This window comes from Blastococcus sp. SYSU DS0552 (assembly GCF_054050815.1).
Genome location: NZ_JBJHAB010000015.1, coordinates 59325 through 71999 on the forward strand (window position 1 = coordinate 59325; position 12675 = coordinate 71999).

The window sequence follows — 12675 nt, forward strand, 5'->3', positions numbered from 1 at the left end:
GGCGCCGGTAGCGTCGCGGGCATGTCGCTGCGCGCCCGCACCCTGCTCGGACCCGGCCCGTCCAACCCGTACCCGGAGGCGCAGGTCGCGCTGGCGCAGCCGCTGTTGGGCCACCTCGACCCGGAGTTCCTGCGGATCCTCGACGAGACGTCCGACCGGCTGCGCCAGGTGTTCGGCACGGCGAACCGGCGCACGCTGCCGCTGTCGGCCACCGGGTCGGCGGGCATGGAGGCGGCGTTCGTCAACACCGTGGGGCCAGGAGACGTCGTCGTCGTCGCGGTGAACGGCCTGTTCGGCCAGCGGATGACCGACGTCGCCGCCCGCTGCGGCGCCGAGGTGATCGCGGTGGAGCACGAGTGGGGGCAGCCGGTCGACGCCGAGCGCGTGCTGGCCGCCCACCCGTCGCCGAAGCTCATCGCCGCCGTGCACGCCGAGACCTCCACGGGGGTGTGCTCCGACCTCCAGCCGCTGGCTGCCGGCAAGGGTGACGCGCTGCTGCTGGCCGACTGCGTCACCTCGCTCGGCGGCATCCCGGTGCAGCTCGACGAGTGGGGGGTGGACCTCGCCTACTCCGGGTCGCAGAAGTGCCTGGGCGTCGCGCCGGGGCTCGCGCCGTTCACGATCAACGACCGCGCGTGGGAGCGGCGGATCGAGAAGCCGCAGAGCTGGTACCTCGACCTGGGCATGCTCGGCGGGTACGCGGGCGAGGCGGCCGGGTCCGGTGGCCGCACGTACCACCACACCGCGCCGACCGGGATGGTCGTGTCGCTGCACGCGGGGCTCGGCCGGATCCTCGACGAGGGGCTGGACGCGGTGCACGCCCGGCACGCCGACGCCGGCCGGCTGCTGCACGAGGGGCTGCAGGAGATGGGCCTGGAGCTCTTCGCCGCCGAGGGCTCCCGGCTGCCGGAGCTGACCACGGTGAAGGTGCCCGACGGCGTGGACTCGGCCGCCGTCCGCCGCGAGCTGCTGGAGCGCTTCGACCTGGAGATCGGCGGGGGAGTGGGCGCGTACGCCTCGACCGTCTGGCGGATCGGCCTGATGGGCCCGAACGCGGCCCCCGCGAAGGTGGCGTTCGTGCTGTCGGCGCTGAAGGCGGTCCTCGGGCGCTAGGGTCCTGGGGCGTTCCGCAACCAGGAGGTGCCCGTGGCCCAGGTCGTCCCCGCGAACCGGGCCAGGCGGCGGTTGCCCTGGTGGGCGCTGGTCCCGCTCGCGGCCGCCGTCTGGTGGGTCGGCGGCTACCTGTCCTGGTTGCTCGACGGCCTGCGGATGGTGCCGGTCGGGGCCCGGACCGCGCTCCCGCTGCTGCCCTCGATGATCGGTGCTCTCGTGCTGGGGGCCCTGGTCGGGGGCGTGGCCGCGGGGCTGCTCGCCCGGGCCGCGGAGCGCCGTGCGGCCGGGGTGCTGGCCACTGCGGCGGGGATGGCGCTGGCCGTCGGTCTCGCCCTGGTGAGCACGGCGTCGACGCTCCGGACGAACGCGCCGGACACGTTCGAGACGGACCCGGCGGTCGTCGGAGGCCTGAGCGTGGTCGTCGTGCTGGTCTCGGCGGCGGGCTGGACGCTGGGCGCGCCGGCCGCCCTCGGTGCCGCCGCTGCCGCGCCGGGGCTGGCGGTGCTCGCCGGTGCCGCCTCCTGGTGGGTGTCGCAGGTCGTGCTCGCCCTCGTCGGTGTCGGCGGTGCGGGCTCCCTGGGGCGCCTCGGGTCGTGGCTGGGTGCCGCGCTGCTCGGAACGGCCCTGGTGGTGGTGGGTGCCCGGCCGGTCGCCCGGCTCGCGTGGTGGCCGGCCGTGGTGCTCCTCGCGTGGTTCGTCGCCCCGGCCCTGACCGCGGTGAGCTACCTCGAGCAGCTGCTGCGGCCAGGCGCCGGGTTGCCGGCCACGCTGCCCGACGCGCTCGACGCGGCCTGGCATGTGTTCGGCCTCGCGTCGCTGCCGGCGAGCCGGGACCTGGTGCCGTGGCTGGCCGCCATCGCGGGAGCGGCGGCGGTGGCCGTCGTCCTCCCGCGGCTGCGACCGCCGGCGGGCTGGCGGGCCGATCAGCCGCAGGAGCTCTCCGCCCGGCCCGGCTGACGCTTCGGGCTCACCACTGGGCGCCACGCCTCCGCAGTGCGCCGGCTGCACGGTCGACGACGGTGTCCAGGCGGCCCAGGTGGCGGCCGGCGAACCGGAGGACCAGCCACCCGCCGGCTGCCATGAGCGAGTACCGGTCGATGTCGCGGCCGAACTGCTCGCGTTCGGCGTGCTGCCGGCCTTCGTACTCCAGCGCCACCCTCCAGCGCTCCCACCCGAGGTCGGCGTGCGCCACCACGCGGCCCGCCCGGTCGAGGATGGGGACCTGCACGCGGGGGTGGGGGAGTCCGGCGCTGACCAACGCATACCGGACCAGGCTCTCCGGGCGGGAGGCGGCGAACGGCGAGAGCAGCGGCGCCAGCTCCCGGGCGAGGACGATGCCCCGCGTGCCACCGGCCCGCTCGAGCCGGGAGGCAGCGCCGCGACGAGGTCGAGCCAGGTCTGGGTGCCGCTGGTCACCGGGATGCCGCGGTGCCGCACCACGTCGGCGGCTTCGAGCCGGCGTACGTGCGTGATGCGCTCCCGTCTGGGTCGTGTCGACCCGGGCGGGACGCTGACAGACAGGGGCCACTCGTGCGGCACGGGTGCGCCGAGCAGGCCGGCTGCGGTCCGGTGGGAGAACGTCACGTCCGGTGGCAGCACCGGCAGGGCCGCCGCGCAGGCCGTTCGGAGCGACAGCGGTACGGCCCGGGAGACGTAGGCGCCGCGAGTCACCCGCACGCCGTCGTCCCGGAGGTGCGCGCGGGTCAGCCCGGCGGCCAGCGCCTGGCCCCGGGTGTAGGTCGGGGAGAGCTCGGTCCGGTCCACCGGCGGAGCGTCGGGCGTGGTGCGCCCGTCGCGATCGTCGCGGCGCCATCCGTGGACGGCGCCCATCCTGTGGACGGCGCCGAGTGCGTGGTCCTTGTCGCCGCCGCCGGAGTGTCGGCGCGTGTCGGCGGCAGCAACTGCGCACTCGGCGGTCGGGATACCGCCGGCCGGCCCGTCAGGCGGCGTTCAGGCGGGCGAGCTGGTCAGGGGAGAGGGTCAGGTCGGCGGCGGCCGCGGAGTCGACGATCGTCGCCGCCCGGGACGCCCCCGGAATGGGGACGACGGCCTCGCTCTGCGCGAGGTGCCAGGCCAGCGTCACCTGGTAGACCGACACCCCGAGCTCCCGGGCCACCTCCGCGAACGCCGGTGCCGACGAGCCGAGGGAGCCCGCGGCGCTCACCCCGCCGAACGGGCTCCACGGGAGGAACGCCAGCCCGAGCTCGGCGCAGTGGGCCAGCTCGTCGGCGGAGGAGCGCCAGCCGGGCGAGAACTGGTTCTGCACGCTCACCAGCGCGTCGCCCACGATCGACCGGGCGACGTCGATCTGCCCCACGTCGGCGTTGGAGATGCCGACCATCCGCACCAGCCCGTCGTCGGCGAGCTGTCGCAGCGCCCCCATCGACTCCTCCCACGGGGTCGCGGGATCGGGCCGGTGGAACTGGTACAGCCCGATGGCGTCGACCCCGAGCCGGCGCAGCGATGCCTCGCACGCCCGCCGCAGGTAGGCCGGCGACCCGTCGAGCTCCCAGTCGGTGCCGCGGCGGGTGTGCCCGCCCTTGGTCGCCACCAGGACGTCGCCGCCGCCGATGGAGCGCAGCGCCTCGGCGACCAGCTCCTCGTTGTGCCCGAACTCGGCCTCGTCGCGGGCGTAGGCGTCGGCGGTGTCGATCAGGGTCACGCCGGCGTCCAGGGCGGCTCGCACGACGCCGACCGCCTCCTCGCGGGAGGGCCGGTCCTGCTTGGTGGACAGGGGCATCGCCCCCAGCCCGATCGCGCTGACCGTCGCGTCCCCGATGCGTCGCTGCTGCATGGGAAGCGTCGTGCCCCGCGGGTAGCGTCCTCACCCGTGAGTTCGCTGTTCGACCCCGCTCCCGAGGAGGACGGCGCGCCGGTCGTCGACCCGGGGGCGCCGCTGGCGGTGCGGATGCGCCCGCGCGCGCTCGACGAGGTGGTCGGGCAGCAGCACCTCCTGGGTGACCGCGCCCCGCTTCGCCGGCTGGTCGAGTCCGACGAGCCGATGTCGCTGGTGCTCTACGGCCCGCCCGGTACCGGCAAGACGACCCTGGCCCACGTGATCTCGCTGGCCACCAAGCGCCAGTTCGTGCAGCTGTCGGCCCTCGACTCGGGGGTGAAGGAGGTGCGGGCGGTCATCTCCAGCGCCAAGCGCGAGCTCACCTACGCCGGCCGGCGCACCGTGCTGTTCATCGACGAGGTGCACCGGTTCTCCAAGACCCAGCAGGACAGCCTGCTCTCCGCGGTCGAGGACCGGATCGTCAGCCTCATCGCCGCCACCACCGAGAACCCGTTCTTCTCCGTGGTCAGCCCGCTGCTGAGCCGCAGCCTCGTCCTGGCGCTGCAGCCGCTCACCGACGACGACGTCCGCGCGCTGCTGCACCGCGCGCTCACCAGCGAGCGCGGGCTGAACGGGGAGGTCACGCTCACCGACGAGGCGCAGGAGCACCTCGTCCGGATCGCCGGCGGCGACGGGCGCAAGGCGCTCACCGCGCTGGAGTCCGGCGCCGGGGCGGCGCGGGCCGTCGGCGCGACGGAGATCGACCTCGCCACCCTGGAGACGGCGGTGGCGCAGGCGGCGGTGCGCTACGACCGGCAGGGCGACATGCACTACGACGTCGCCAGCGCGTTGATCAAGTCGATCCGCGGCAGCGACGTGGACGCCGCGCTGCACTACCTGGCCCGCATGGTGGAGGCCGGGGAGGATCCGCGCTTCATCGCCCGCAGGCTGGTGATCAGCGCCAGCGAGGACATCGGCATGGCCGACCCGACGGCCCTGCAGGTCGCGGTGGCCGCGATGCAGGCGGTGCAGTTCATCGGCATGCCCGAGGGGCACTTCCCGCTGGCCCAGGCCGTCGTGCACCTGGCGACCGCCCCGAAGTCCAACGCGGTCACCGTGGCCATGGGCGAGTCGGTGGCCGACGTCCGCGCGGGCCTGGCCGGCCCGGTGCCGGCGGGGCTGCGCGACGCGCACTACGCGGGGGCCAAGAAGCTCGGCCACGGGAAGACCTACCAGTACCCGCACGACCACCCCGACGGGATCGTGCCGCAGCAGTACCCGCCCGACGCGCTCGTGGGCAGGGACTACTACCGCCCGACCAACCGCGGCGTGGAGGCGCGGCTGGCGGAACGGCTGGGCAAGCTGCGGGCGATCCTCCGCCGAACCCGCTGACGCTCCGGCGGGGGACGGACGGCGGGGCGGGCCCGCGACTAGTGTGGCGTGGCCGGAACGTCGCTTCCCGGCGCCGATTCCCCTCAGAACAGGAGCACGCGTGTCCGTAGGAGAGATCGCCGGGCTGATCGCAGCCGGGGCCCTGGTGCTGCTGGTGGTCCTGGTGGCCGTCCCGCTGCTCAAGCTCGGCCGGACGCTCGACGAGACCACCCTGACCATCCGCCAGGTCCGCGAGCAGAGCGCGCCGATCCTCGGCCAGGCCAGCACCACGGTCGCGCACGTGAACAGCAACCTGGAGCGGGTCGACGACATCACCGGCAACGCCGCCAACGTCTCCAGCAACGTCGCCGCGCTCACCAGCGTCGTCGCCGCCACCCTGGGCAGCCCGCTGATCAAGGTTGCCGCGTTCAGCTACGGCGTGCGCAGCGCCGCGAAGAAGAAGCGGGAGGGCCAGGCCATCGCCGACGCCGCCCGTCGCGACAAGGAGGCGCGCCACGCGCGCCGGGCCGCCCGGCGGGCCGCCTGATGCGCCGGCTGTTCTGGCTCGCCATGGGGATCACCATCGGGGCGCTCGTCGTCCGCAAGCTCTCCGCCGCGGCGGAGAAGATGACACCTGCGGGGATCGGGGCCTCCATCGCCGAGGGGCTGCGCGACCTCGCCGACGCGATCGGCGACTTCGGCGCCGACGTCCGCGAGGCGATGAGCGAGCGGGAGCTGGAGCTGCGTGCCGGCACCGGCCTGGACGCGCCCCTGCCCGACGCAGGTGACGCCGCGGCCCTGCGCCGCGGATCGCACGCCGCCGACCTCTGACCCCCCGGCCCGCCGCACCCGTGGCGGGCCCCGCAGAACTGAGTAGACGATGCAGACCGCCGAGATCCGCCGCCGCTTCCTGGAGCACTTCGCCCAGCGCGGGCACACCGTCGTGCCCAGCGCCTCGCTGGTGTCCCCCGACCCGTCGCTGCTGTTCACCGTCGCCGGCATGGTGCCGTTCATCCCGTACCTGACCGGCCGCGAACCCGCGCCGTTCCCGCGGGCCACCAGCGTGCAGAAGTGCGTGCGCACCCTCGACATCGAGGAGGTGGGCAAGACGACCCGCCACGGCACGTTCTTCCAGATGAACGGCAACTTCTCCTTCGGCGACTACTTCAAGGAGGGGGCGATCCAGCACGCCTGGGAGCTGATCACCGGGCGGCTGGAGGACGGCGGGCTGGGCTTCGACCCCGACCGGATCTGGGTGACCGTCTACCTCGACGACGACGAGGCTGCCGACGCCTGGCGCCGCATCGCCGGCCTCCCGGTCGAGCGGATCCAGCGGCTGGGGAAGAAGGACAACTACTGGCACACCGGGGCGGCCGGCCCCGGGGGCCCGTGCTCGGAGATCTACTTCGACCGCGGTCCGCAGTTCGGTCCCGACGGCGGCCCGCTGGTGGACACCGCCGGCGACCGGTTCCTGGAGATCTGGAACCTCGTCTTCATGCAGTACGAGCTCACCGACGTCCGTGGCAAGGAGGAGTTCACGGTCGTCGGCGAGCTGCCGAAGAAGAACATCGACACCGGGATGGGCCTGGAACGGGTCGCGTACCTGCTGCAGGGCGTCGACAACATGTACGAGATCGACGAGGTCGCCCCCGTGCTGCGCCGGGCCGCCGACCTCGCCGGGGTCACCTACGGCAAGGACGTCGACGCCGACGTCCGGCTGCGGGTGGTGGCCGACCACGTGCGCAGCGGGCTGATGCTGATCGGCGACGGCGTGACCCCGGGCAACGAGGGGCGCGGCTACATCCTGCGCCGGCTGCTGCGCCGCGCCGTGCGCTCCATGAAGCTGCTGGGCGTCGACGAGTCGACGCTGCCGGAGCTGCTCCCGGTGTCGAAGGACGCCATGCAGGCCAGCTACCCCGAGCTGGACACCGACTTCGCCCGCATCTCGTCGGTGGCCTACGCCGAGGAGGAGGCGTTCCGCCGCACCCTCACGTCGGGGACGGCGCTGTTCGACACCGCGGTCAAGCAGGCCAAGCAGGCCGGCGCCCCGACCCTCTCCGGCGAGCAGGCGTTCTCGCTGCACGACACCTACGGCTTCCCGATCGACGTCACCCTGGAGATGGCCGCCGAGCAGGGCGTGACCGTCGACGAGGAGGGCTTCCGGGCCCTGATGAAGGAGCAGCGCGACCGCGCCCGCGCCGACGCCCGGGCCAAGCGCACCGGCTCGGTCGACGTCCTGGCCTACCGCCGGCTGCTGGCCGAGCACGGGCCCACCGACTGGCGGGCCTACGAGACGCTGCGCACCGACTCGCGGGTGCTGGGCATCGTGGCCGAGGGTGACGACGAGGGCGAGCGGCCGGCCGGCCCCGGGGAGATCACCCGGGTGGTGCTGGACCGGACGCCGTTCTACGCGGAGTCCGGCGGCCAGGTGGCCGACGCCGGACTCCTCACCTGGGACGGCGGCCGGGCCGAGGTCATCGACGTCCAGCGCCCGGTGAAGGGTCTGGTCGCCCACCAGGTGAGGGTGCTCGAGGGCGAGCTCTCCCGTGGTGCGGAGCTCACCGCCGAGGTGGACCGGGAGTGGCGCCTGTCCGCCTGCCAGGCCCACTCGGGCACGCACGTGGTGCACGCGGCGCTGCGGCAGGTGCTCGGCCCGCAGGCCCTGCAGTCCGGCTCCTACAACCGGCCGGGCTACCTGCGGCTGGACTTCGCCTGGCAGGGCGCGCTGACCCAGCAGCAGCGCACCGACATCGAGGACGTCGCCAACGCCGCCGTCCGGGCCGACCACACGGTCACCGCCTCGTGGATGACGCTGCCGGAGGCGCAGGCGTTCGGCGCCCTGGCGCTGTTCGGCGAGACCTACGGCGAGCAGGTGCGCGTCGTGGAGATCGGCGGCCCGTGGTCGCGCGAGCTCTGCGGCGGCACCCACGTGCGGGGGAGCGCGCAGATCGGCACCCTCGCCCTGACCGGTGAGTCGTCGGTGGGCTCGGGCTCCCGCCGGGTCGAGGCCGTCGTCGGGCTCGAGGGGTTCCGGTACCTCGCGCGCGAGCGCGACCTGGTGCGCCAGCTGGCGGACATCCTCAAGGCGCCGCAGGACGGCCTGGTGGAGCGGGTCAGCGGCATGGTCGCCCGGCTGCGCGACCTGGATCGCGAGCTGGCCGACCTGCGGGCGCAGCAGACGCTCGCCGCCGCCGGCGAGCTGGCCGCCTCGGCCCGCGACGTCGGAGGCGTCGCCGTCGTCACCGGGTCCCCGGCCGGCCTCGGCGGCGGCGATCTGCGCACGCTGGCCCTCGACGTCCGCGGGCGGCTGGGGTCCGACCGGCCGGCCGTCGTGCTGCTGGCATCGGAGTCCGGTGGCAAGGTAGCTCTGGTGGCCGCACTCAACCCGGCCGCGGTCTCGCAGGGGCTGTCGGCCAACGACGTCCTGAAGGCGGCCTCGGCCCCCGTCGGGGGCCGCGGTGGCGGCAAGTCCGACGTCGCCCAGGGAGGCGGAACCGATCCCGCGGGTATCCCCGCGGCGTTGCAGGCCGGCGAGCAGGCGGTCGCGGCCGTCACTGGGAGGTAGAGCATCGTGTCCGGATCCGAGCACAGCCCCGAGGACACCGGGCCGGTCGGCGGCCGGCGGCGGGAGCTGCCCGCCGTCCCGCCGGCGCGTCCGCGCCCGGCCACGGGGGAGCAGCCGACGCACCACCCGACCACCGAGATCGACCTGACCCAGGGGTTCCCGCCGGTCAAGCACGAGACCACGGAGATCGACCTGTCCGGTGGCTGGCCGCAGCACCTCAAGATCCCGCCGCGCCGCCCCGGCGCGCCGCGCGCCCGCGGCCGGGTCCTCGGCGTCGACGTCGGGACCGTCCGGGTGGGCCTGGCGCTGTCGGACGCCACGGGCACGCTCGCCAGCCCGCTGGAGACCCTCCGCCGGGCCAAGGACAAGGCAGACCTCGACCGGCTCGCCGCGCTGGTGGTGGAACACGAGGTGACAGAGGTGGTCGTGGGAGAGCCGGTGCACCTGTCGGGCGCGGCCGGTGTCTCCGCGCAGGATGCTGCCGATTACGCACAGGAACTGGCCGACCGCATCCCGGACGTGCCGGTGAACCTGATCGACGAGAGGCTCTCGACCGTGACCGCAGCCAGCCACCTCCGGGAGGGCGGCATCGACAGCCGTCGCCAGCGGGCGGTGATCGACCAGGCCGCGGCCGTGGTGATCCTGCAGCAGTACCTGGACAGCCGGAAGGCGCCCTCGTGACGGCGCCCGGCGGACGGCCGCCGCGGGGGAGGCACGCGTTCGACGACGGGACCGGTGGCATGCCGTTCCCGTTCCCGACCGGCTCCGGTTCCCCTGTCGGCGGCTTCCCGCCGGGCCGCACCGCGTACCCGCGGCACGCCGGCGACCAGACCGGGCCGCTGGGCGCATCCGGCTGGACGTCGCCGGGGTTCCCGATGACCTCCCGGCACGGGGACGGGGACGGGCACGGCTACGGCGCCCAGCACCCGTCCGCCCCGCTGCCGCCGCTGCCGACCGGTGCGTGGGGTCGGCTGCGGCCGCGCGAGGACGCCGTGGGCGACGACGCCACCGTCGCCGCGCCCCGGCTGTCCACCGGACCCGACGACACCCCGGACGAGACGCCGGCCGCACCCGGCCCCGCCTCGGCGGACGACCCGACCGGCGGGCTGGACGTGATCGGCGCGAACGTCGACGACGACCGGACGGGCTGGCAGGACGACGACGCCGCCCACGGGGCCACCGCGGTCGACGGGGACCACCTCGACGACGGCGCCCTGCTGCACGACGACGAGATCCCGATCGCGCCCTACGACTCGCGCAGCGACCGGGACCGGCGTCGCCGGCGCCGCCGCCCGCTGGCGATCGCGCTGGTCGTCCTGGTGCTCGGCGGCATCGTCGCCGGCATCGTCGTCGGCGGCCAGCAACTGCTCTCCATGCTCGACCCGGCCGCGCGCGACTACACCGGCACGGGCAGCGGCAGCGTGGACGTGCGGGTGCAGCAGGGGGACACGCTCACCGACATCGCCCGCACCCTGGCCGACGCCGACGTCATCGCCTCCACCGGGCCGTTCGTGAGCGCCGCCCAGGAGAACCCGGCGGCCACCTCGATCCAGCCCGGTGTGTACACCCTCCGGGAGCAGATGAGCGGCGAGGCCGCACTGGAGCTGCTGCTGGACCCGGCCTCCCGGCAGATCTCCCGCGTGACGGTGCCCGAGGGGTTCACGGTCGACCAGATCCTCGCCCGGCTCGCGGAGCAGACCGGCACACCGCTCCCGGAGCTGGAGGCGGCGGCCGATCCGGCGGCGTTGCCGCTGCCCGTGCACGCGGGTGGGCAGCTGGAGGGCTACCTCTTCCCGGCCACCTACGACTTCGAGCCCGGCACCACGCCGCAGCAGATGCTGCAGCGCATGGTCGAGACCTTCAACCAGACGGCCGCCCGGCTGCGGCTGGAGGAGCGGGCCGCCGCCCTCGGGCGGACCCCGGGCGAGATCGTGACGGTCGCCTCCATGGTCCAGTCGGAGACCCGGCTGGACGAGGAGCGGCCCGACGTCGCCCAGGTGATCTACAACCGGCTCGACGCCGGCATCGCGCTCGGCATCGACGCGACGCTGGCCTACGGGCTGGACAAGAGCGGCAACGAGCTCACCGTCACCGATCTCCAGACCGACAGCCCGTACAACACGCGCACGCGCCAGGGGCTGCCGCCCACCCCCATCAGCTCGCCGGGGGAGGCCAGCCTGGAGGCGGCGCTGGCCCCGAGCAGCGGCGACCTCCTGTACTACGTGCTCGAGTCGGAGGACGGGTCGCACTTCTTCACCAGCGACTACGCCGAGTTCCAGCAGGCCCGCCAGCGGTGTGCCGACGCCGGTCTCGGGTGCGGTGGCTGAGCGGCCGCAGCGGGCAGCGGTCCTCGGGCGGCCGGTCGGCCATTCGCTCTCGCCGCTGCTGCACCGCGCCGCCTACGCGGCGCTCGGGCTGGCCGACTGGTCCTACGACGCGCTCGACGTGGGTGCCGGGGACCTGCCCGAGCTGCTGGCCGGGCTGGGCGAGGAGTGGCGCGGCTTCTCGGTGACCATGCCGTGCAAGCAGGCCGCGGTCGAGGTCGCCGACGAGGTGGAGCCGCTCCCGCGGCTGCTGGGCGCGGCGAACACCCTGGTCCGCACCGGGGCCGGCTGGCGGGCCGAGAACACCGACGTCACCGGCGTGGGCACCGCCCTGCAGGTGGCCGGGGTCGACCAGGTGGGGCACGCCGCGATCCTCGGCGCCGGGGGGACCGCGGCTGCCGCGGCGGTGGCGCTGGCCTCGCTGGGGGCCGACCGGGTCGACGTCGTCGTGCGCGAGCCCGCCCGCGCCGGTGAGGTGGTGCGGGTCCTCGACACCCTGGGCGTGCCCACGCGGGTGCTCCCCCTGGCCGGGGTGCGCGTCGAGGCCCCGGTCGTCGTCAGCACCGTTCCGGTCGACGGTCAGCCTGCCGTCGCCGCGCTGGAGTGGCGCGGAGGGCAGACGGTGCTCGACGTCCTCTACGCACCCTGGCCCACGCCGCTGGCCGAGCGCGTCTCCGCCGCCGGCGGCGCGGTGATCAGCGGGCTGGAGGTGCTGTTCTGGCAGGCCACCGTGCAGGTGGAGCTCATGACCGGCCGGCCGGCCCCCATCGGCGCGATGCGCGCGGCGCTCGACGCGCGCTGACCTCCCCGCCGTGGACGTCTCCCGCCCCGTCCTCGCCGGGGTCGCCGTGCTGGCCGGGCTCCTCGTCGGGCCGGCGCTGGCGCGCAGCACCGTCCGGCTGGCCACCCGCGACGACGCGGCGGCGCCGTCCGGCTCCCGCACGGCGCTGACCGCTGCGCTGACCTCGGGCCTGCTCGCCGCCGCCGTCCTGCTCGGGGGTGGCCGCCCGGCCACCGCCGCGCTGGTGTGGGCCGCGGGCGCGGCGGTGGTGCTGGCCGGCGTCGACCTCGCCGCCCACCGGCTGCCCGACCGCGTCCTCCTCCCGGCGGCCGTCGTCTGCGGCGCGGCCCTGCTCGTCGACGCCGCCGTCCTCGGCACGTGGGGGGCGCTGGTCCGGGGCGTCGCGGCGGGGGCCGCCGCGCTGGCCGTCTCCGGTGCGGCACGGCTGGCCGCCCCGGCCGCCCTCGGTCTCGGTGACGTCAAGCTGCTCGGCCTGCTGGGGCTGGTGCTCGGGTGGTCCGGCTGGGGGGTGCTGATCGCCGGGCTGTTCCTCGGCCTGGTCACCGGCGCCGCGGTGTCGGTGGTCCTGGTGGCCACCGGGCGGGCGGGGTGGCGCAGCACCGTGCCGTTCGGCCCGCCGCTGCTGGTCGGTGCCGTCCTGGCGCTGGCGGTCGGCGGCGTCCCAGCCCCCTGACGGCCACCCTTCCGGGGCCCGCCCGAGCCCGCGAGGGAAGGGGGGAAGGGT

Annotated in this window: 12 protein-coding genes; 10 read left to right on the plus strand and 2 right to left on the minus strand. The window is 75.3% G+C overall.

Annotation, left to right across the window (positions count from 1 at the left end; all coding sequences use genetic code 11):
- Positions 1 to 21 precede the first annotated feature (21 nt).
- On the plus strand, positions 22 to 1113 hold the full coding sequence (locus tag ACI8AG_RS15360) for a pyridoxal-phosphate-dependent aminotransferase family protein (protein WP_456597730.1): 1092 nt from the start codon (positions 22 to 24) through the stop codon (positions 1111 to 1113).
- Positions 1114 to 1146: 33 nt separating this feature from the next.
- Positions 1147 to 2070, plus strand: coding sequence for a hypothetical protein (locus ACI8AG_RS15365; protein ID WP_456597731.1), 924 nt, complete (start codon positions 1147 to 1149; stop codon positions 2068 to 2070).
- Positions 2071 to 2080: 10 nt separating this feature from the next.
- Here ACI8AG_RS15365 and ACI8AG_RS15370 read toward each other — a convergent pair whose 3' ends face one another.
- The gene (locus ACI8AG_RS15370) at positions 2081 to 2341 is read right to left on the minus strand and encodes a DUF559 domain-containing protein (RefSeq protein ID WP_456597732.1); all 261 of its coding nucleotides are present in this window, start codon (positions 2339 to 2341) and stop codon (positions 2081 to 2083) included.
- 711 nt (positions 2342 to 3052) lie between these two features.
- Positions 3053 to 3907 carry an aldo/keto reductase gene (locus tag ACI8AG_RS15375; protein WP_456597733.1) on the minus strand — a complete coding sequence of 285 codons (855 nt, stop codon included), beginning with the start codon at positions 3905 to 3907 and terminating at the stop codon, positions 3053 to 3055.
- Between the two features lie 36 nt (positions 3908 to 3943).
- On the opposite strand from ACI8AG_RS15375, the gene ACI8AG_RS15380 reads away from it, so the two are divergent.
- From ACI8AG_RS15380 to ACI8AG_RS15415, 8 genes are all read left to right on the plus strand, one after another.
- Positions 3944 to 5281 carry a replication-associated recombination protein A gene (locus tag ACI8AG_RS15380; RefSeq protein WP_456597734.1) on the plus strand — a complete coding sequence of 446 codons (1338 nt, stop codon included), beginning with the start codon at positions 3944 to 3946 and terminating at the stop codon, positions 5279 to 5281.
- Positions 5282 to 5381: 100 nt separating this feature from the next.
- A complete protein-coding gene (locus tag ACI8AG_RS15385; protein WP_456597735.1) occupies positions 5382 to 5807 on the plus strand; it encodes a DUF948 domain-containing protein in 426 nt (141 codons plus the stop codon).
- Positions 5807 to 6091 carry a hypothetical protein gene (locus tag ACI8AG_RS15390; RefSeq protein WP_456588647.1) on the plus strand — a complete coding sequence of 95 codons (285 nt, stop codon included), beginning with the start codon at positions 5807 to 5809 and terminating at the stop codon, positions 6089 to 6091. Before ACI8AG_RS15385 ends, ACI8AG_RS15390 begins: the two co-directional genes overlap by 1 nt.
- A gap of 49 nt (positions 6092 to 6140) precedes the next feature.
- Entirely contained in the window at positions 6141 to 8825 is a 2685-nt protein-coding gene (gene alaS, locus ACI8AG_RS15395) for an alanine--tRNA ligase (protein WP_456588648.1), read from the plus strand.
- 6 nt (positions 8826 to 8831) lie between these two features.
- Positions 8832 to 9506 (plus strand): Holliday junction resolvase RuvX, encoded by a 675-nt coding sequence (gene ruvX, locus ACI8AG_RS15400; RefSeq protein ID WP_456597736.1) that lies wholly within the window; start codon positions 8832 to 8834, stop codon positions 9504 to 9506.
- A 59-nt stretch (positions 9507 to 9565) separates the two neighbouring features.
- Complete coding sequence (gene mltG, locus ACI8AG_RS15405) at positions 9566 to 11152, plus strand: endolytic transglycosylase MltG (protein ID WP_456597737.1); 1587 nt, start codon at positions 9566 to 9568, stop codon at positions 11150 to 11152.
- Positions 11145 to 11951, plus strand: coding sequence for a shikimate dehydrogenase (locus ACI8AG_RS15410; protein ID WP_456597738.1), 807 nt, complete (start codon positions 11145 to 11147; stop codon positions 11949 to 11951). Before mltG ends, ACI8AG_RS15410 begins: the two co-directional genes overlap by 8 nt.
- A 10-nt stretch (positions 11952 to 11961) precedes the next feature.
- Positions 11962 to 12624: a prepilin peptidase gene (locus ACI8AG_RS15415; RefSeq protein ID WP_456597739.1), complete on the plus strand. Its 663-nt coding sequence runs from the start codon at positions 11962 to 11964 to the stop codon at positions 12622 to 12624.
- The last annotated feature ends 51 nt before the right edge of the window (positions 12625 to 12675 follow it).